21 protein-coding genes are annotated in these 19,532 nt (G+C 68.2%); 6 read left to right on the top strand and 15 right to left on the bottom strand.

What is annotated here, in order from left to right:
* Window positions 1-133: 133 nt before the first annotated feature.
* Entirely contained in the window at window positions 134-829 is a 696-nt protein-coding gene (locus RPX00_RS25340) for a heparin lyase I family protein (protein WP_406629081.1), read from the top strand.
* Between the two features lie 19 nt (window positions 830-848).
* The gene (locus tag RPX00_RS25335) at window positions 849-1,766 is read left to right on the top strand and encodes a TAXI family TRAP transporter solute-binding subunit (protein WP_406629079.1); all 918 of its coding nucleotides are present in this window, start codon (window positions 849-851) and stop codon (window positions 1,764-1,766) included.
* Here RPX00_RS25335 and RPX00_RS25330 read toward each other — a convergent pair.
* A complete protein-coding gene (locus tag RPX00_RS25330) occupies window positions 1,763-3,151 on the bottom strand; it encodes an ATP-binding protein (protein WP_406629077.1) in 1,389 nt (462 codons plus the stop codon). The genes RPX00_RS25335 and RPX00_RS25330 overlap by 4 nt on opposite strands.
* 3 nt (window positions 3,152-3,154) lie before the next feature.
* Window positions 3,155-3,823: a response regulator transcription factor gene (locus RPX00_RS25325; protein ID WP_406629075.1), complete on the bottom strand. Its 669-nt coding sequence runs from the start codon at window positions 3,821-3,823 to the stop codon at window positions 3,155-3,157.
* Window positions 3,824-4,103: 280 nt separating this feature from the next.
* On the opposite strand from RPX00_RS25325, the gene RPX00_RS25320 reads away from it, so the two are divergent.
* The 4 genes from RPX00_RS25320 to RPX00_RS25305 all read left to right on the top strand — a co-directional run bounded on the left by RPX00_RS25320 (window position 4,104) and on the right by RPX00_RS25305 (window position 7,453).
* Entirely contained in the window at window positions 4,104-4,832 is a 729-nt protein-coding gene (locus RPX00_RS25320; protein WP_378313200.1) for an amino acid ABC transporter ATP-binding protein, read from the top strand.
* A 102-nt stretch (window positions 4,833-4,934) separates the two neighbouring features.
* A complete protein-coding gene (locus tag RPX00_RS25315; protein WP_406629073.1) occupies window positions 4,935-5,837 on the top strand; it encodes a glutamate ABC transporter substrate-binding protein in 903 nt (300 codons plus the stop codon).
* Between the two features lie 84 nt (window positions 5,838-5,921).
* Complete coding sequence (locus RPX00_RS25310; RefSeq protein WP_406629071.1) at window positions 5,922-6,569, top strand: amino acid ABC transporter permease; 648 nt, start codon at window positions 5,922-5,924, stop codon at window positions 6,567-6,569.
* On the top strand, window positions 6,566-7,453 hold the full coding sequence (locus RPX00_RS25305) for an amino acid ABC transporter permease (RefSeq protein ID WP_406629068.1): 888 nt from the start codon (window positions 6,566-6,568) through the stop codon (window positions 7,451-7,453). The genes RPX00_RS25310 and RPX00_RS25305 overlap by 4 nt, the downstream gene beginning before the upstream one ends.
* Before the next feature lie 132 nt (window positions 7,454-7,585).
* Here the strand turns inward: RPX00_RS25305 and RPX00_RS25300 are convergent, their stop codons facing one another.
* The 13 genes from RPX00_RS25300 to RPX00_RS25240 all read right to left on the bottom strand — a co-directional run bounded on the left by RPX00_RS25300 (window position 7,586) and on the right by RPX00_RS25240 (window position 19,530).
* Window positions 7,586-7,933, bottom strand: a complete 348-nt coding sequence (locus tag RPX00_RS25300) for a VOC family protein (RefSeq protein WP_406629066.1) — start codon at window positions 7,931-7,933, stop codon at window positions 7,586-7,588.
* A gap of 742 nt (window positions 7,934-8,675) precedes the next feature.
* Window positions 8,676-9,428, bottom strand: coding sequence for a succinate dehydrogenase/fumarate reductase iron-sulfur subunit (locus RPX00_RS25295; RefSeq protein ID WP_406629064.1), 753 nt, complete (start codon window positions 9,426-9,428; stop codon window positions 8,676-8,678).
* On the bottom strand, window positions 9,425-11,341 hold the full coding sequence (locus RPX00_RS25290) for a fumarate reductase/succinate dehydrogenase flavoprotein subunit (protein ID WP_406629062.1): 1,917 nt from the start codon (window positions 11,339-11,341) through the stop codon (window positions 9,425-9,427). The genes RPX00_RS25295 and RPX00_RS25290 overlap by 4 nt, the downstream gene beginning before the upstream one ends.
* Window positions 11,342-11,399: 58 nt before the next feature.
* Window positions 11,400-12,230, bottom strand: a complete 831-nt coding sequence (locus RPX00_RS25285; RefSeq protein WP_406629060.1) for a hypothetical protein — start codon at window positions 12,228-12,230, stop codon at window positions 11,400-11,402.
* Entirely contained in the window at window positions 12,227-12,514 is a 288-nt protein-coding gene (locus RPX00_RS25280; protein WP_378312822.1) for a hypothetical protein, read from the bottom strand. The genes RPX00_RS25285 and RPX00_RS25280 overlap by 4 nt, the downstream gene beginning before the upstream one ends.
* Window positions 12,515-12,714: 200 nt before the next feature.
* A complete protein-coding gene (locus RPX00_RS25275) occupies window positions 12,715-13,971 on the bottom strand; it encodes a tyrosine-type recombinase/integrase (RefSeq protein WP_406629058.1) in 1,257 nt (418 codons plus the stop codon).
* Window positions 13,972-13,993: 22 nt separating this feature from the next.
* Window positions 13,994-14,209 carry a helix-turn-helix domain-containing protein gene (locus tag RPX00_RS25270; RefSeq protein WP_406629056.1) on the bottom strand — a complete coding sequence of 72 codons (216 nt, stop codon included), beginning with the start codon at window positions 14,207-14,209 and terminating at the stop codon, window positions 13,994-13,996.
* Window positions 14,210-14,226: 17 nt separating this feature from the next.
* Window positions 14,227-15,879, bottom strand: a complete 1,653-nt coding sequence (locus RPX00_RS25265; protein ID WP_406629054.1) for a replication initiator — start codon at window positions 15,877-15,879, stop codon at window positions 14,227-14,229.
* Window positions 15,876-16,262, bottom strand: coding sequence for a hypothetical protein (locus RPX00_RS25260; RefSeq protein WP_406629052.1), 387 nt, complete (start codon window positions 16,260-16,262; stop codon window positions 15,876-15,878). Before RPX00_RS25260 ends, RPX00_RS25265 begins: the two co-directional genes overlap by 4 nt.
* The gene (locus RPX00_RS25255) at window positions 16,259-17,836 is read right to left on the bottom strand and encodes an FtsK/SpoIIIE domain-containing protein (protein ID WP_406629050.1); all 1,578 of its coding nucleotides are present in this window, start codon (window positions 17,834-17,836) and stop codon (window positions 16,259-16,261) included. Before RPX00_RS25255 ends, RPX00_RS25260 begins: the two co-directional genes overlap by 4 nt.
* Window positions 17,833-18,009 carry a hypothetical protein gene (locus tag RPX00_RS25250; RefSeq protein ID WP_406629048.1) on the bottom strand — a complete coding sequence of 59 codons (177 nt, stop codon included), beginning with the start codon at window positions 18,007-18,009 and terminating at the stop codon, window positions 17,833-17,835. The genes RPX00_RS25255 and RPX00_RS25250 overlap by 4 nt, the downstream gene beginning before the upstream one ends.
* Before the next feature lie 147 nt (window positions 18,010-18,156).
* Entirely contained in the window at window positions 18,157-19,065 is a 909-nt protein-coding gene (locus RPX00_RS25245) for a helix-turn-helix domain-containing protein (RefSeq protein ID WP_406629046.1), read from the bottom strand.
* Window positions 19,066-19,530: a hypothetical protein gene (locus RPX00_RS25240; protein ID WP_406629043.1), complete on the bottom strand. Its 465-nt coding sequence runs from the start codon at window positions 19,528-19,530 to the stop codon at window positions 19,066-19,068.
* Window positions 19,531-19,532 lie beyond the last annotated feature (2 nt).

Below are 19,532 nucleotides of genomic sequence, written 5' to 3'. Positions count from 1 at the left end.
TGCCGTTGACCGGGAACGGAAATGCACTGGACCGGCCGCCCGGAAACAATTCCCGCTATTGTTTTCCGCACGCCCCCGAAGATATGATCGCCGCCATTGTTCCGAATCGGACCGCCGCCGCCCAGGAGGAAAAGTGCGCAAGATTTTCGCCTGCTCAGCGGCAGTTGTCGCGAGCACCCTCGCTCTGGTCGCGCCCGTGGCCGCGGCTCCCTTGTCGGTCACCTGGCAGGCCGACCCCGCCGACGGCGTCGGGGCGTTCAACTCGATCCAGTGCGCCGACGGCCACTTCAAGACCGCGAACGACGCCGCCAAGGGCAAGGTGTGGGTCGCCGAGCAGCTCGCCAACGAGGAGCGCTGCGAGGCGGTCGGCCCGGACCTCGCCGCGGGCAAGACCTTCTACCTCGGCTGGTCGTCGAAGTACCGCATCACCGACTCCACCAGCCGCTACGTGTTCCAGCTGAAATGCAGCCCGAGCGACGGCACCGCGAACCATCCGGTCGTCCTCAAGATCTCCGGCGGCAAACTCCAACTGGAGGAGTGGACCACCGACCACACGAGCGTCAAGCTGTGGAACGCGCCGGTCTCGAACGACCAATGGCACGACATCGCGTTCCGGATCTCCACCGACCGCACCAAGGGCACGATCCAGTTCTGGTTCGACGGCAAGCGCCAGACGTTCTCCGACGGATCGACCACCTACACCGGCACCACGATCGACGGCACGCGCAACTACCTGAAGTGGGGCGTGTACCACGAGGCAGGCGAGACGGCGACGCAGTGGCTCAGCAAGATCCGGATGGGCGACAGCCTGACCGACGTCACCGGCTGACCTCTGGCACCATCGCCCCATGCGATGGAGGCTGACCGCGGCGCTGGCAGTGCTCGTGGTGCTGCTGAGCGGGTGCGGGCCGAGCTTCGCGAACCTGCACCTGCGCGTCGCGGCCGGGTCGGTGGGCGGCGTCTACCACGACCTCGCCGGGCCGCTGGCGTCCGCGTGGGCGGGCGGGCTCGGCATCGAGACTCCCGAGGTGCTCTCCACCCAGGGGTCGCGCGACAACCTCAACCGAGTGCTCTCCGGGGGCGCGGACGTCGCATTCGTCGCCGCGGACCTGGCCGCGGACGCGGCGGCCGCGCACCCCGGCAAGCTCGCCGCGCTCGCCCGCATCCACGACGACTACCTGCACATCGTCGTTCGTGCGGACTCGCCCTACACCTCGGTGCCGATGCTGCGCGGACGCCACATCGCGGTCGGCTCGCCGGAGTCGGGCGTCGAGTACATCGCCGACCGGGTGCTGCAGGTCGCGGGGCTGAAAAGCGCGGTGACGGTCCAGCAGCTGAGCCTCGAGGAGTCGCTCACCGCGCTGGCCGACCGCAAGATCGACGCGATGTTCTGGTCCGGCGGGCTGCCGACGCCGCTCATCACCGAGTACCACCGCAAGGTCGGCCTGCGGCTGCTCGACATGTCCGCGCTGATGCCGGGCATGCAGCGGTTCAGCCCGGTGTACGGCACCGCGACCATCCCGGGCAGCACCTACAACCAGCACGGCCCGGTCATCACGCTCGTGGTGCCGAACTTCCTGGTCGTGCCCACCTCGATGTCCGCCGACGTCGCCGAGGCGCTCACCAAGGGCCTGTACGACGCCCGCCCGTCGCTCGCGGCGGTCAACCGGGCGGCGCTGTCGATCGACGTGCATCCGGGGATCGAGACCGGGCCGCTGCCGTTGCATCCCGGGGCGCTGGCGTACTACCGCGCGGAAAAGATCTAGCTCGCGACCGGGAAGTCCATCGCGACCCGCAGCCCGCCTCCCTCGGGAAGGGACAGCCGCAGCTCGCCGCCGGAATGCCGGACGATCTCCGTCACGATCGCCAGCCCCAGCCCCGACCCGGGCACGTTCTGGTGCGCGGTGCTCCGCCAGAACCGGTCGGCCGCCCGCTCCAGTTCCTCCTCGCGCAGGCCGGGCCCGTGGTCGCGGACCGACACCGTCGCCCGGCCGTCCGCGACTTCCGCGGCGACCTCGACCGACGTCCCGGAAGGGCTGAACTTGAGCGCGTTGTCCAGCAGCGCGTCGAGCACGACCTCCAGCCCGCGCGGCGGCACGAGCACCCGCGCCCCGCCGACGTCCACCGCGCTCTCCAGCGCGACCTCGCGGGCCGCCCCGACCACCGACCAGTCCGCGACCCGGTCCGCGATCACCTCGGCGAGGTCCTCGGACACCAGCTCGCCGCCCGCGGATTCGGCGCGGGCCATCGACAGCAGCTCGTCGAGGATCTGGTTCAGCCGCTTGGCGTCCACCTGCGCCGCTTCGAGGTCGGCGGCCGCGGTCTCGTCGGTCACCTGGCCGTCGAGATTGCCCAGCCGGATCTTCAGCGCGGTCAGCGGATTGCGCAGCTGATGCGAGGCGTCGGCGACGAACGCGCGCTGCGCGGCCAGCGCTTCCGACACGCTCGCCGCCATCCGGTCGAACGACCGGCCCAGCTGCCGCAGCTCCGGCGGCCCGCCGCTCTCCCCCACCGGCTCCGCCTCCCGCCCGCTGACCACGGACGCGACCAGCGCGCCGGTCGCCTCGTCCAGCCGCCGGACCGGGCGCAGCGTCCAGCGCACCACCGGCAGCGCGACGAGCAGCGCGAGCCCGAACGCGACCAGCGCGCCCGCGGCCAGCAGCAGCCACTGCCACATCAGCTGGGTGCGCACGTGGTCGGTCGCGGATTCCGTCACCACCGCGCCGCGCACCTCGCCGTCGATGAGGATCGGCTCGGCCAGCACCAGCGGTTTCGTCGCCCACGGCATCAGCAGCGGCCCGGCCGCCGGCGGACGGGCGGCGAGCGCCTCGTTCACCGGCACCTCGATCGCGGACCGGTCGACGCGGCCGGCGCCGAGCGAACTCAGCACCGGCTCGCCGTCCTGGTTCACCACGACCACTTTCACGCCGTAGACCTCGGTATACCGGCGCAGCTCCGGCTCCAGCCTGCCGAGCTGGTTGTCGAGCAGCGGGCGCTGGGCGAGCGAGGCGAACCGCGACGTGTCGGTGAGCCGGTCGAGGAACAGCTTCTGCTGGAGGCTGCCCGCGGTGCTCAGCGCGAGCGGGATGCCGAGGCCGAACACGAGCAGCGCGACGAGCGTGACGACGATGCCCTGCAGCCGGACGCGCACCGGTCAGTCCCGTCCGCTGCCCAGCCGGTAGCCGACGCCGCGGACGGTCTCGATCAGCGCCGGGCGGCCGAGCTTGGTGCGCAGGGTGGCGACGTGCACGTCGAGCGAACGGCTCTCCGCCGCGCCGCGGTGCCCCCACACCTCGTTCAGCACCTGCTCGCGCGAGCGCACCGCGCCGCCCGCCGCGGCGACCAGGGCAAGCACCTGGAACTCCTTGCGGGACAACGCGATCGGCTCGCCGGCGACGAGCACCTCGTACCGGGCGAGGTCGATCCGGACGTCGCCGACCTCCACCACCGGCACCGTCTGCGCGGCCCGGTCGACACGCCGGCGGCGCACCGCTTCGACGCGGGCGAGCAGTTCCTCCACGTCGTACGGCTTGACCAGGTAGTCGTCGGCTCCGGCGCGCAGGCCGTGCACCCGGTCGTTCACCTCGCCGCGCGCGGACACGACGATCACCGCGACGTCGCTGACCGCCCGGATCTGCCGGCAGAGCACCACGCCGTCGACGTCGGGAAGGCCGAGGTCCAGCAGGATCACGTCGACGTCGTGGACGCGGTCGAGCACCCCGGCCCCGGACGGCAGCCGCTGCATGGTGAGGCCCCGGCGGACCAGCGCGGGAACGAGCGCGCCCGCGACCCGGTCGTCGTCTTCCACCAGCAGCACGCGCACGCTTGCTCCTCCCCGGTGATCCAGGCCACGGTAGCCGGACTCTAGGGCGCCGCGCCCCGCGGACACGGTGCGTGGCGGCGGCCACAGTGCCGACTAGGCTGAAAGCCGCCACGACGGCCGGATCCGATACGTAGTTGAAACCCTAAGTATTGCTCAAGCCGTCTTTACAAGAGATGTCCCGGTAGTAGGTTTCCGCAAGCGTTGCGGAACCCCGGTTCCGCGGACGCCGCTGACCAACGGAGCTCTGGAGGCCACGATGACCACCGAGGTGGCGACGCCGATGATCAAGGCGGCCGCCGTGAACAAGTACTTCGGCGATCTGCACGTGCTGCGCGAGATCACGCTCGAGGTGCCGCGCGGCCAGGTCGTCGTCGTGCTCGGGCCGTCCGGGTCGGGCAAGTCGACGCTGTGCCGCGCGATCAACCGGCTCGAGCCGATCAACTCCGGCGAGATCGCCGTGGACGGCGTGCCGCTGCCCGCCGAGGGCAAGGCGCTCGCCGCGCTGCGCGCCGACGTCGGCATGGTCTTCCAGCAGTTCAACCTGTTCGCGCACAAGACGATCCTCGAGAACGTCATGCTCGCGCCGGTCAAGGTGCGCAAGACGGCGCAGGCCGAGGCGCGCAAGACCGCGATGCAGCTGCTCGAGCGCGTCGGCATCGCGAACCAGGCCGACAAGTACCCGGCCCAGCTGTCCGGCGGCCAGCAGCAGCGCGTCGCGATCGCCCGCGCGCTCGCGATGAAGCCCAAGGTGATGCTGTTCGACGAGCCGACCTCGGCGCTGGACCCGGAAATGGTCCAGGAGGTGCTGGACGTGATGACCGGGCTGGCGAAGGACGGCATGACCATGCTCGTGGTCACCCACGAGATGGGCTTCGCCCGCCGCGCCGCGGACCGCGTCCTCTTCATGGCCGACGGCGAGATCGTCGAGGACACGACGCCGGAGGAGTTCTTCACCAAGCCGAAGTCCGACCGCGCGAAGGACTTCCTCGGCAAGATCCTGACCCACTGACCCGTTCGGGGGAATCCCCCGGCGCCCCGCGTCCGAGGTGGCTGTAATCGGCCGTACCCGGACCGGTACCGACGTTCCCGGACAGATATTGGAGAGACAGACATGAGGATCCGCACCCTCGCGGCCGCTCTGCTCGCCGGCGGGCTGCTGCTCACGGCCTGCGGCAAGGAAGGCTCCCCGGCCGGTTCCGGCGGGGACAACGCCAGCGCCGCGCCGCTGCCGACGTACGAGGTCGCCAAGGACGTCAAGCTCGACGGCTCGGCGGTGTTCACGAAGATCAAGTCCGCGGGCACGATCACCATCGGCGTCAAGGACGACCAGCCCGAGCTGGGCCAGAAGGACCCGAAGACCGGCAAGTTCAAGGGCTTCGACATCGAGATCGCCCGGATGGTCGCGGCGGGCCTCGGCTTCAGCGAGGACAAGATCAAGTACACGACGGTCGACTCGGCCGCCCGCGAGCAGGCCATCTCCAACGGCCAGGTCGACCTCTACGTCGGCACCTACACCATCAGCGACAAGCGCAAGAAGCTCGTGTCGTTCGCCGGCCCGTACTTCCAGGCCGGGCAGGACCTGCTGGTGCGCGCCGACGACAACTCGATCACCGGCCCGGAGACGCTGAAGGGCAAGAAGGTCTGCTCGGTGACCGGGTCGACCCCGATCCAGCGCGTGCGCGAGCAGAAGCTGACCGACCAGATCGTCGAGTTCCAGAAGTACTCGCAGTGCGTGGACAAGCTGAACACCAAGGAGGTCGACGCGGTCACCACCGACGACGCGATCCTCAAGGGCTACGCCGCGCAGGACAAGGACACCTTCAAGGTCGTCGGCAAGCCGTTCTCGAAGGAGCCCTACGGCATCGGCCTTAACAAGGACGACAAGGTGCTGCGCGACAAGATCGACGACCTGCTGCAGGCCGCGATCGACAACGGCACGTGGAAGAAGATCTACGACGCCACCCTCGGCAAGTCCGGCGCGCCCGCGACGCCGCCGGCCATCCAGCGGTACTGATCTGATCCGGCGGCCGGTGGGCGAGGTTTTCGCCCACCGGCCGCGGCACACCCACTATCGGCACACGGACGCGGGGAAGGCTCCATGGACGTCCTGCTCGACAATCTGGACCTCTTCGGTCCGTTCTTTCTCACCACGATCGAACTGTTCCTGATCGCGGGGGCGTGCAGCCTGGTGCTGGGCACGATCCTCGCGATGCTGCGGGTGAGCCCGGTCCCGCTGCTGCGCGCGATCGGCACGACGTACGTCACCCTCTTGCGCAACACGCCGCTGACGCTGGTCTTCGCGTTCCTCGTGTTCGCGTACCCGCTGCTCGACATCGTCAAGATCGACTACTTCCCGACCGCCGCGGTGGCGCTGACGATCTACACGTCGGCGTTCATCTGCGAGGTCGTGCGCTCCGGCATCAACACGGTGCCGATCGGCCAGGCCGAGGCGGGCCGCGCGCTGGGCCTGTCCTCCGGGCAGATCCTCGGCAGCGTCGTCCTCCCGCAGGCGCTGCGCTCGGTGGTGCCGCCGCTGGTCAGCATGCTCATCGCGCTGCTGAAGAACACGACGATCGCCAGCGGGTTCTCGGTCGCGGAGGCGGGCGCGATCCGCCAGTACGTGTCCGAACGCGGCGACAGCCAGATGGTCGCGCTGCTGTGGGTGGCGCTCGGCTTCATCATCCTCGTGTCGGTGCTGTCGCTGGTGCAGCGCAGCCTGGAGAAGCGCTGGAGCGTGGCCCGATGAGCACGGTTCTGTTCGACACCCCGGGCCCGAAAGCGCGCGTGCGGCACCGGATCTACGCGGTGCTCGGCGCCCTCGTCGTGGCGGCGCTGATCGCGTTCGTGATCTACCGTTTCGTCGACACCGGCCAGTTCACCGCCCGCAAATGGGAGTGGCTGCAGTACTCCCAGGTGCAGAGCGACCTCGCGAGCGCCATCCTGGCGACGGTGAAGGCCTTCGCGTTCGGCGCGGTGCTGGCCATCGTGTTCGGCGCGATCTTCGCCGCCGGACGGCTGTCCGACCACGCGTGGGTGCGCGGGATCTGCACGTTCGTCGTGGAGTTCTTCCGCGCGATCCCGCTGCTGATCCTGATGTTCCTGTTCTACTACGGCCTCCCGACCCTCGGCGTCGAAACGTCGCCGCTGTTCGCGGTGGTGGCCGGCCTGACGCTGTACAACGGCTCGGTGCTGGCGGAGGTGTTCCGCGCGGGCATCCTGTCGCTGCCGAAGGGCCAGAGCGAAGCCGCGTACGCGCTCGGCATGCGCAAGACCCAGGTGATGTTCACGGTCCTGCTGCCGCAGGCGCTGCGCGCGATGCTGCCGACGATCATCAGCCAGCTGGTGGTGCTGCTCAAGGACACCGCGCTCGGTTTCCTCGTGACGTACCCGGAACTGCTGTACTACGCCCGCTACATCGGCGGCCAGGGCGACTTCGGCCGCCCGCTCGTCCCGTCGACCCTCGTGGCGGCCGCGATCTACATCGCGATGTGCCTCCTGCTGACCGCGCTCGCGACGTACCTGGAACGCCGCAACCGCCGCAGCAAGAAGCACATCGACACGGACGACGGTGCGACAATGGCTGGTCTCGGCACTACCGCTACCGGCGGGATGGCTACTGGCCCGGCCTGACGGTTTCCGGTGAAGCCCCCGGCGCTGCTTTCCTTGCGGCGCTGGGGGTTTCTTTGTTTCCGGCTTTTCGACTGGTAGCTTTCGGGTGAAGCCCCTGGCGCTGCTTTCTTGCGGTGCCGGGGTTTCTTCGTTTCAGTGGTGCGCTAACGGATGCCGGGGCTGGTACAGCGGCAGGAGGCTGCCGCTGGGCAACCGGATCGACACCCGCGAGCCCCACGATGCTTTCATGACCGCACCGTCCACTTCGGCCCCTTTGTCGGTCAACTGCCGGACGGTGCCGTCCAGGTCGTCACACATGAGGTAGAACTCCTGCTGCGGCTCACCCTCGGTCGGATGCACCGCGATTTCCGTTGGGGGCAAACGGAAAATGAGCCAGCCTTCGCCTGCGTCTACGTGGCCTAGTTCCAGGATGTCCCGGAGGAACTCCCGGTCTGCGGCTGCGTTCTTGCTGTAGAGGATCACGTGGGCTCCGGTGATCATGGCTTCCTCTCTGGAAGTTCTTGCCTGGCAACGGGAATCGACTCTTGACTCGAACCGATCGAGTGATGCGGCCCGGTCGTGAGCGCTGGTAACGTTGATGTCATCAAAGCAAGTCCTGTGGCATGAGCCCGCGAGCATCCTCGCAGCGGCCGCGCAGGTTCCTTGATCGCTCCCCGCGCGTTGGCCCGCGCCGTGGTCGTCTTCGACCTCGCCAGCGCGCGGAGAGACCGAGCCACCCGACCAAGGAACCCTCCGCGAACCGCGCCGATGCCCGGCACCCAGCCCGACCCGCGCCGGCGCAGGCACCCGGCCTGCCTGCGCCGGGGTCCATGCCGTCACGCCCACCGTCTCTGAGGAAGGAGGAATCGCCTATCGCCCAACCACAACTGAATACGCCCACAGCTCTCGAGCGAACTGCGACCAGAACCGGGGTGGGGGAAGGGGCGGGGCGGGGGCCAGCGAGCAAGCAGCGGCCAGCGCCAGACCAGGCCGAGCCGGGCCGGGCCAGGGCCAGGGGCAGGGCCGCGAGCGAACGGGCACGGGTCAGCGAGCGAACGGGGCCGGAGCCAGAGCGGACAGCCCGGGGCCGTGAGCCGGACAGCCCGGGGCCGCGAGCCGGACAGCCCGGGGCCGCGAGCCAGGCAGGCCCACGACCCCGATGAACAGGCTCCCAGTCCGCGTAACGACCGCGGCGCACGCGACCCGCGCGGCGAGCGAAACCCGCCCCCACTGCAGGAATCGCTCACCGGTTACGGCGGAACAGCTTGTCCCCCAGCCAGACAATCGGGTCGTACTTGCGGTCGGCGACGCGTTCCTTCATCGGGATCAGCGCGTTGTCGGTTATGTGGATGCCTTCCGGGCACACCTCGGTGCAGCATTTGGTGATGTTGCAGAACCCGAGCCCGTGCTCGTCCTGCGCGGCGTCGCGGCGGTCGGCGACGTCCAGCGGATGCATCTCCAGCTCGGCGATCCGCATGAGGTAACGAGGTCCGGCGAAGCTCTCCTTGTTCTCCTCGTGGTCGCGCACGACGTGACAGGTGTTCTGGCACAGGTAGCACTCGATGCACTTGCGGAATTCCTGCGAGCGCTCGACGTCCACCTGCTGCATCCGGTACTCGCCGGGTTTGAGGCCCTCCGGCGGCGTGAAGGACGGGATCTCGCGAGCCTTGGTGTAGTTGAACGACACGTCGGTGACGAGGTCCCGGATCACCGGGAAGGTGCGCATCGGCGTGACGGTCACGACCTCGGCCTCGGTGAACGTCGACATGCGCGTCATGCACAGCAGCCGCGGTTTGCCGTTGATCTCCGCCGAGCAGGAACCGCATTTGCCCGCCTTGCAGTTCCAGCGCACGGCGAGGTCCGAGGCCTGGGTGGCCTGCAGCCGGTGGATGATGTCGAGCACGACCTCGCCCTCGTTCACCTCCACGGTGAAGTCCTGCAGGTCGCCGCCGGTCTCGTCGCCTCGCCACACGCGGAACTTCGCCTGGTAGCTCACGCGGTCCTCCCGGGATGGTTCTCCAGCTCGCCGTCGGTGAAGTACTTGCCCAGCTCGTCGAGGTCGAACAGCTCCAGCAGGTCTTGGCGCATCGGCACCTGTTCCTTCACCGCCACGTCGACGTCCGGCACCAGCGGGTTGTCGCCCGGCTGCGCGGAGCAGACGAGCAGCCGGTGCCGCCATTCCGCGTCCATCGACGGATAGTCGTCGCGGGTGTGGCCGCCGCGGCTTTCCGTGCGGGTCAGCGCCGCGCGGGCGACGCATTCGCTCACCAGCAGCATGTTCCGCAGGTCGAGGGCGAGGTGCCAGCCGGGGTTGAACTGCCGGTGGCCCTCCACCGTCACGAGCCCGACGCGGCGGCGGATGTCCGCGAGTTTTTCCAGCGCCTGCCGGATTTCCCCGGCCTTGCGGATGATGCCGACCAGGTCGTTCATCGACTGCTGCAGCTCGGTGTGCAGCGTGTACGGATTCTCCGGCGTGCCGTCGGCGGGCGGGTCGAACGGTTCGAGCGCCATCGCGGCCGCGGCGTCCACATCGGACTGCGCGACCGCGGGCCGCTCCTTGAGGCCGTCCACATAGGACGCCGCGCCGAGCCCTGCCCGCCTGCCGAACACGAGCAGGTCCGACAGCGAGTTGCCGCCGAGCCGGTTCGACCCGTGCATGCCGCCGGAGCACTCGCCCGCCGCGAACAGGCCGGGCACGCTCGCCGCGCCGGTGTCCGGGTCGACCTCGACCCCGCCCATCACGTAATGGCAGGTGGGGCCGACCTCCATGGCCTCCTTGGTGATGTCGACGTCGGCGAGTTCCTTGAACTGGTGGTACATCGACGGCAGCCGCCGCTGGATCTCCTCGGCGGGCAGCCGGCTCGCGATGTCGAGGAACACGCCGCCGTGCGGGGACCCGCGCCCCTCCTTGACCTCGGAGTTGATCGCCCGCGCCACCTCGTCGCGCGGCAGCAGGTCCGGCGTGCGGCGGTTGTTCTCCTGGTCGGTGTACCAGCGGTCGGCCTCGCCCTCGCTGTCCGCGTACTGGCCCTTGAACACCTCAGGCACGTACTCGAACATGAACCGCTTGTCCTCGGAGTTCTTGAGCACCCCGCCGTCTCCGCGCACGCCCTCGGTGACGAGGATGCCCTTCACGCTCGGCGGCCAGACCATCCCGGTCGGGTGGAACTGCACGAACTCCATGTTGATCAGCTTCGCCCCGGCGCGCAGGGCCAGCGCATGCCCGTCGCCGGTGTACTCCCACGAATTCGACGTCACCTTGAACGACTTGCCGATGCCACCCGTCGCGAGCACCACGGCTGGCGCTTCGAACAGCACGAACCGCCCGCTCTCGCGCCAGTACCCGAACGCACCGGCGACCGCGCCGTTGTCCAGCAACAGCTCGGTGACCGTGCATTCGGCGAAGACCTTGATCCGGGCTTCATAGTCGCCGTACTGCTTGAAATCCTCCTGCTGCAACGAAACGATCTTCTGCTGCATAGTGCGGATCAGCTCAAGCCCCGTGCGGTCCCCGACATGCGCGAGCCGCGGATAGGTGTGCCCGCCGAAGTTGCGCTGACTGATCCGCCCGTCCGCGGTGCGGTCGAAAAGCGCCCCGTACGTCTCCAGTTCCCAGACCCGGTCCGGCGCTTCCCGGGCGTGCAGCTCGGCCATCCGCCAGTTGTTGAGGAACTTCCCGCCGCGCATGGTGTCGCGGAAGTGCACCTGCCAGTTATCGTTCGAGTTCGCGTTGCCCATCGACGCCGCGCAGCCGCCCTCGGCCATCACCGTGTGCGCTTTGCCGAAAAGGGATTTGCACACCACCGCGACGCTGAAACCGCGTTCGCGCGCTTCGATCACCGCGCGCAGACCGGCGCCGCCGGCACCGATCACCACCACGTCGTAGCTGTGCCGTTCGACCTCGGTCATGGAATAAGCCACCTCACGAGCTGGGGAGAACTGCCTTGCACTGCTGGATTTCCGGGGCTCAGCCCACGAATCGCAGGTCCGAGATCGCACCGCTGGACACGAGCATCACGTAGAAGTCGGTCAGCACGAGCGTGCCGAGCGTCGTCCACGCGAGGGTCATGTGCCGGGTGTTGAGCTTCGTGACCTGCGTCCAGATCCAGTACCGGACGGGATGTTTCGAGAAATGCTTGAGCCGCCCGCCGGTGACGTGCCGGCACGAGTGGCAGGAGAGCGTGTACGCCCACAGCAGCACGACGTTCAGCACCAGAATCACGTTGCCGAGCCCGAACCCGAAACCGGTGGGACTCTGGAAGGCGACGATGGCGTCATAGGTGTTGACGAGCGAGACGACGCACGCGACGTAGAAGAAGTACCGGTGCACGTTCTGCACGATGAGCGGCAGCCGCGTCTCGCCGGTGTAGCGCGCGTGCGGCTCGGCGACCGCACAGGCCGGCGGGGAGAACCACACCGAGCGGTAGTAAGCCTTGCGGTAGTAGTAGCAGGTCAACCGGAACCCGAGCAGGAACGGCAGCACGAGCACCCCGAGCGGCAACCAGGACGGCATCTCGCCGAACCAGTGCCCGAAGTGGCTGGATCCGTCGACGCAGGAAGTGGACACGCACGGGGAGTAAAACGGCGTCAGATAGTGGTATTCGGGCACCCAGTACGCGGTGCGCACGAACGCCCGGACGGTCGCGTAAACGACGAAGGTGGCCAGCCCCAGCACAGTGAGCAGGGGCGACAGCCACCACCGGTCGGTGCGCAGTGTCCGGGCGGCGAGCCGCGCCCGCCCCGGCGCTCGAACGCCGGTGGGGGCGCGGCTGACGTCGTTGTCAGCGGGGGCGCTCACCGCTGGTCGCGCTTGTAGCCACCGACACCTTCGTCGTCGGCGCCGCTCCACAGCGCCGGATCGTAGGGAGTATCCGGAACAGGAACGCGTTCGACCGGTTTCGCCTGCGCGGGCACAGCGGGCGGGTGCCCGTCCAGGTCGGAACTGTCGATGTCGAGCCGCTCGACGTCGTTGGCCAGCCGGCGCACCGCGGACGCGTCGCCGTAGCGCGATCGCAATGCGCCCACGCACTGCCGCAACTGGCCGATGGTGCGCCGAAGTTCGGCAATCTCTGTGGTGGACATCGGAAGCCTCCCTGATGGTGGGGCCGGCAGTTCGGGTGACGATCAACGTCGCCGAGTACGACTCTGCCTCGCGCGGTGCACTGTGACAAGTAGCACATTTACCAGAGCGGGGCATGTTGTACCGGTTGACCTGGGGATTTATGACTAGATAGGGGCCGAAAGTGGGGTCCAGGACGTCACCAGGACGTCAGCCGATCAACTCAGGCCGCCGACGCGAGATCGCTCGACGGGCGGAACACGCTGTCGATCGCCGCCCGCGCCCGCTCGTAACTCGTCTCCATGAGGTGGGTATAGACACGGAGAGTGAACGCTTCGCTGGAGTGCCCGAGGTATGCGGAGAGTTCTTTGATACTCACCCCGCGTGACAGCATCAGCGAGGCGAACAGGTGCCGGAGCGCGTGCATGCCGTCCCGGTCATTGACATAGGCCAGCCCGGCGGCGACGAACGCGGGCAGCCACACGCCCATGTGAAACGACTGGTTCTTGTACGGCACGCCGCTCGGCTTGGTCATAAGCAGATTGACCGTCTCGTACGCCTGCCCGTCCCGCTCGCCCCATGGGAGCGTGACCGCGACGGGCGGGTACTCCTCAAGGTAGGCGTCGATCTTCTCCAGCAGGCCATAGCCGAGCGGGATCTCCCGCACCTTCCGCCCTTTCGGAAGCTTGAACTTCTGCACGCCCTTGACCATCACGAGCTGCCGAGTGCACCGGTAGACCATCTTCTCCCGGTCGATGTTGTCCGGGCTGAACGCCAGCACCTCCCCCGGCCGCAACCCCAAGCCCGCCCCGATCACCACCGCCGGTTTGAATCGCTCGACAACGGCCTCCTCGATGGCGTGAACCCGCGTCTCAGGCCAGACCTCAACCTCCTTGGTTGTTGTCTTCGGCCGCGGAATGGTCGCCTTCTTGAGCGGGTTGAGCCGCATCTTCTCGTCGACCACCGCCGCGTCCCAAATGGACAACACGAGGTCGAACACCTGACGCTGATAGGTACCCGACAGGTTCCACTCGCTGTCGTTCAGCCAAGCCAGCCACTTCCGGGCAAGGTCGGAACTCTCGCACATGTCGAGACTCCGCTCGCCGAAGAACGGGAACACATACTTGTCCAGCTGCGAGGTCATGGTGTTCAACGACGATTCGCCAAGCGGACGACTCTTCAGCACTTGCATGGCGTAGGCCCGGAAACCCTCCTTCCCGGCACTCGAATCCCGGTACACCCCCGCGTAAAGCTCGTTCTCGATCTTGGTCTTGAACTCCTTCGCCGCACCGAGCTTCTTGTCCGGAAAGGACCGGGACGCCTCCGACTTGTCCGGCTTGACCCAGCGCACCTTGTACCGCATGCCTTTCCCGTAGTCTGCGGTGCGCTCTTGGACGGGCTTCTTCTTGTCGTTGAGCACGACTTCCCCGGTTTCCGGGTCGATCTTGTCCCGAAACCAGCGATCCTCAATGTGTGCCATCAGATTTGTTCCCCCTCTCCCCTCATGCGGCAGGCATGGTTTCGGGACCCTCAAGCCATTCCCGGACAGCGTCGGGGTGATAGCGGACGTGTTTCCCCATCCGCCGCCACGGCGGGCCGTAGTTCTTGTAACGCCAGTCCTTGAGCGTGTCCTCGGGAATGTCGAGGTAGGCGGAGAGATCTTCGGGGCTCCACAAGCCCTCCACACTGACCAGCCGCACACGCGAGTTGTTGTTCATGTCTCCCCCTTCCCAGGTCAGGACGCCAGCGCCGGAGTTGCCGAAGTTTCCGGCGGCTCAGGTGGCGATCCGGATGCGGCGAGCCGGGCCGCTTCGTACTCGGCTTTCCAGGCGCGGCGTTCTGCGATGGCACGCATCACGAGCTGATCCCGGGGTGGACAGTGCGGGTCGCCAGGCTCGACCTTCCGCCACACCAGCTTTTCCGGCGCAGGACGCGGTTTCTCGATCCCCACCGCCGCGAGGGCGGACAGCACGAACCCGACCCGGTCGGCCTTGTGGTCCGCCACGGTTTTGCCCGACCACTTGCGCGACACCAGCACCCGCCGACCCGGCAGCCCGAGCGTGGTCCGCCGATGCGCACGCCCCCGGCAGTGCCCCGGGGTGGTCTTCGCGTTGGCTCCCTTGGGATTGATCCCGTACAGCAGCCACACCGCGCAGCGTGGCGAACACGGGGTCACCGCCAGCTCAGCATGCAGCCGGTCGTGGTGATCACGCTGCGCGGCAGTCTCGGCGTCGACCACTTCACCGGTCGACTTCGTGAGGTACTTGGTCAGATAGCCGATGTGCCGCCCAGCTTCCTCGGTGCCGCCGAGAATTCCTTTCGAGTGCACCTGTTCCCCGAACCGCACGACATGCGCCGGTTCCTCCACTTCGGACACCGCGTCATCCCAGCCAGTCAGCGGTTCCCGGGTATCGGGGTCCACAAAGGAACGAACATCCGGGTCCCACAAGGGTTTCCGGTCTCCGCCGTAGACCATGACGTCGTGGCTGGGCCACCACACCTGGTGATAGGTCGCTTCGGTCACGAGCCGGATCACGTCGTGTGAGATCGCTCCCCGCAACGCGGCATGGAGGTGGGGCGCGGCCCGGCGCTGGGGTTCCACGGTGGCGAAGTACTGGACCTCGAACCCGACCACCCGGCGCAGGTTCTGCCACCACCGATCCACCAGCGCCGCGAAGTGCACCGCGTCCCGAGCCGCCCGCCGATAGTCGTACGACTCGGGATCGACCGGCGAGCCGTCCGGACGCACCCGGCCGTAGGTGTCGCAAGTGAGCGTGACGAACATCGACGGCCGGAACCCCGCGAACTCCCTTCCCACAGTGGTTTTCGCAACCTTCTTCCGAGGCAGGTTCGGCGCGTCCTGCCGCCGACGCGTGGACCGCTTCACCGCCCGTTTCGCAGGTGGGTCGAGCACGGGCAGACGGCCGGTCATGCCCGACTCCCGCAACTCGACGTCCACGCTGGACACTTCGGCCCGCAGTTCCTCCGCTTCGGCCTCGTTCCCGGCCGCCGTCGCTTCCCGGTAGTGCGCGGCTAAGTCCGCCCGGTAGGTCAGCAGCTCCGTTTGAGTCTCACTGGGCTGGGCGCGGGTGATCACGGGTTCTTCGGTCAGGTGCCAGCCTTCCCGGCACTGCGCTTGCCGCAGGGCCTTGGCCTTGCGGGCACAGGGCAGGCACACCGATTCCACCGTCGAGCCGCACGGCACTGGGACGTAGCGCAACTCCCCTGTCTCGGTGTCGGCAACCTCCATCGTGAACGGCCGCACGCACACCCCGTGCTGCTCCGCCGTCGCCTTGACCACGTCGGCAGCGAGGGCACCGCGGATTCGCTCCCGACGTGCCCCGGCCGGCAGCGCCTGACCAGCGGTTTCCTGCGCAGAGGTCGTCATGCCGCCGCCTCTCCGGCACGCGCCCACTCCCGCAGCAGCCACACCGGCAGCTCCTGATCGGTCTGCGGAGGCAGATCGGGGAAGGTGCTCGGATCGAACGGGACTCCGCCGTAGACCCGGACCGGGATGCCGCACGGCGTCCGCCCAGACAGCTCCAGTTGCACCCGTGCGCCGTCCGGCGTGCGCCACAGGCTCACCCGCGCCCCGTCGAGGGTCACCGCCCAGATGGCCAATCCCGCCGCGACGCCAGGCATGGTGTCGGTGTCCAGAGCCACGGTGACCGGCGCGGCCCAGGTGGTGACCTCGACCGAGCAAGCCGGAGGCAGCGCGTACGAATCGAGGTGGTCCCGGATCGCGTCGAGGAAGACCATCAGCCGGTTCATGCTGTCCCCCTTTCCGCGCCGTCACGGCGGTTGTGGGCAAGGTCAAGCACCTGAGCCCCGCCGTTGGTGACGTAGTCCTCCAGCGCCTTCACCGTCGCGTCAGACACCCATCCGGCCCGGACGCGCAGGGGTTCGCGGATGCCCTCGCCCCACACGTAGCCGACACCGGGAGCGGACTCGGGGATGCGGTTGGCCCACGCCCCGCGCTCGTACGCGCCGTCGCCGAGCACCATGGACACCTGAGACTTGGACGTGACGCGCAGACACACCCGCCGGGTGAACAGCTCTCGCACGGGAACGGTTTCCTTGGTCGGGTCTTGCACGTAACCGCGCACCGAGATCAGCGCGGCCCGTCCTTGGGTGTTGAGCACCGAGACGTGTTCGGTGATCGCGTCGCGCGTCTTGCGGTCGGTGTAGCGGGTCAACGCCGCCAGCTCATCAAACTCCAGCAGCTCCAACGGAAAGTCCTGCGAGAGCGGCACTTCCCGCGTCTGCCCGGCAAACGCTCGCTTGCGCCGTTCCAGTTCGTCCCGCAGCGCCTCCAGCACCTCCAGCGCTTCCGCACCGGACACCGCGTAGCGGGAGAAGATCCCGCGCCCGTAGGCGAGTTCCATACCCTTCGGGTCCGCACCGGACACCCGCACCAACCCGGACCGGATCGCCGGAGCAGCCGACACCAGCGGCGACCACATCACCGAGTTCTTCCCCGCACCCGACGCACCGGCCACAAGGATGTGCGCGCCCCCGCCAAGCAACGGCAGCCGCCAAGCCGTCCCATACTCGGTCGAACCGGCGAACACCCGCCGCAAATCCACCGCCGACGCCTCAGCCACCTCCGGCAGCGGCAGGCAGGACACGGCCGAGGCCAACAAGTCCCGACGCATGAAGTCCACCGAGACAACGTCCGGCGAGATCTCCCGCACCTGCACCCGCGTCACCCGCCGAGCCGTCGCCAAAGCGCGCGTAGCCTCGCCGAAATCCTCCGGAGTCTGACCGGGCACCAGGCGTACGCGAACCTCGTCCCACGACGGGCCAGAACGGACCCGCAGGACACGGGGGAACGCCACGCCCGCGTCACGCCGAGACTGGGCAACCGCTTCGCGCTTGCGACGGCGAGACACCAGATTGACCGTGACGTCCACGGGAATCGCTTCGTCCCGCACGGTCAACCCGCAGGCATGCAGCCAGCCCGGGAGTTTGCGCCCGTAGACGGCCCAGCGCAGCCACCAGGCTCGGCACCACCGCCCGCACCAGAGTTCGAACCCGATTGGCCAGCCGCTCCGCCACACGAGCGCCGTCAGCCCGACAGAGCCAGCCGTGATCGCCAGCGAAGGCCAGCCGAGCCAACGCCACCACGCGCCCAAAGCGAGCAGCGCCAGGCAGGTGCGCCAGTGCGCGGCCAGTTGCCGAACAATCCAGCCCATCGCTCGCATCAGGCCCCAGAAGGCAAGACCGAGGATCGCCAGCGCGGCCAGGGTTTCCGCGATCGCGGCGAATGCCCGACCCAGCTTGGCCAGCACCCACACCAGCACCGCCAGGCCAGCGCCGCCGATCAGCACCGTTCCTGCGTTCATCGGCGCTCACCGCCTTCAGCCGCGGTGAGGTCGAGCGGCAGCATTCCTTGGCATGCCGCGCATTTCTTCTCGCCCGGCACGAGGCGGGCGAACTTTTGCATGCGGCGCAGCGCGTCCGGGTGACCCCCGTTGACGCACGCCGTCCAGAACCGGTTATGTTCGTCATTGTTCACTTCCCAGTGGACAGCGCAGAACCGGTGAAGGTTGGCAGCCAGAGGCCGGTTCTGCGTTTTATACGGAACAATTCCGCCCGTTCAAGGGCGCGTTGAACACAGCACACGTCGCCGTGCGCTTTTTTCAATACTCCCGCTTGGTTTCGGCTAGTCCTCGGGTTCCTCGCCGGTCAACAGCTGGGTCAGCCCGGCGTCATCCGCCAGCCGCTCCTCAGCCGCCTCTTCCGTGAACTGGTCGACCACGTCCGACAGGCACGCGAGCGATTCCCGCTGGGACATCGCCGCCTTCGCGAGCCGTTCGATCGTTGCCGTGTACGGCTCCGCGTCCTTCCCGACCAGGAAGACCCCGGCACCGTGGTGCGGGCAGTACACGACATCCGAGGTGTCCTTCAGCGTGTACCGGCTAAACGCCCCCTCCGACACGGCCTGGCTCGGGGCCAGCCGGATCGTCAGCGTCCGCGACAGCCCGACCAGATCCCGGAGGAAACTCATCTGCCGCCGCATGACCCCGGTCACGCCGAAATGGTTCTTCAGCGCTTCGGACCCAATGAACATCTGCGCTGTGACCGCGCCCGCGCCGAACACGATCCGGTTGCGGTCCAACCGGTCCTCCACCACCTGATCCAGCTTCTCCTTGTCCCGCAACGTCGGACCGACCACCAACCGCGCGTAATCCGGAACCTGCAGCAAATCCGGCACCAGCAGCGGAGCCCACACCGTCACCGACCGCGCCACCCTCTCATGCGCGACCAACGTCGTGTAATGCGCCGGATCAGCCTGCGACCCCGCCGAAAACCAGCTCGGCCCCGACACCCCCCGCGCCAACAGCATGATCCACGCCTTGCGCTGCCCGGTCACCCCGAGCGCACCCAGCACACCCGCCACCTCCACCGGCGTCGGCACCCGCTGACCCAGCTCCCAGTTCGACAACAACGCCGGGTTCACCCCAATCCGCCGCCCCAGCTCCCGCAACCCAAACCGCGCCTCAAGCCTGGCGTCTCGCAACGCCGCGCCCAGGCCGCGCGCTCGCGGGCTCGCCATATCCGTGCCACGCATCTACGCCGCCTTGCTGTCACCAGTTGCAGACGCAGCTCCGGCCGACCGCGACGGCTTCCCCGCAGCACTCGCCGCAGCCTTGAACCCCGTCGCCCGGAACACATACGTCTGATACTTGAACTCGCCCTGCCCGCCCACACGCGGCTCCGCCGTCAACCCGTCCAGCTCCACCGGCCGCATCCCCGGCAACGCCTCCGACGTCGTCGGCACCGGCTGAACGTCCGCCAGGAACGTCACCTCGAACGAGGCCCGCTTCGCCTTCGTCTCGCCCGGGTCCGTCACCGCCGCTCGCCACTGCCGCTTGCCTGTCACCTCGTCAATGCGCTGGCGTACGGGTCGCCCCGCAGCACGGTCCTCGCGAGACTGATACTCGTTGTCCGGGATCACTTCCCCCACCATCACAAGTCCCTGCGGGAACGCGTCGTCAAAGTCGATCGCAAACCGGTGTCCCTTTTCGATAGCCATGC

It is taken from the genome of Amycolatopsis sp. WGS_07, assembly GCF_045278895.1.
Taxonomy (GTDB): domain Bacteria; phylum Actinomycetota; class Actinomycetes; order Mycobacteriales; family Pseudonocardiaceae; genus Amycolatopsis.
The sequence above is the reverse complement of the archived record's forward strand: the minus strand, read 5'-3'. Positions and strand labels throughout refer to the sequence as shown.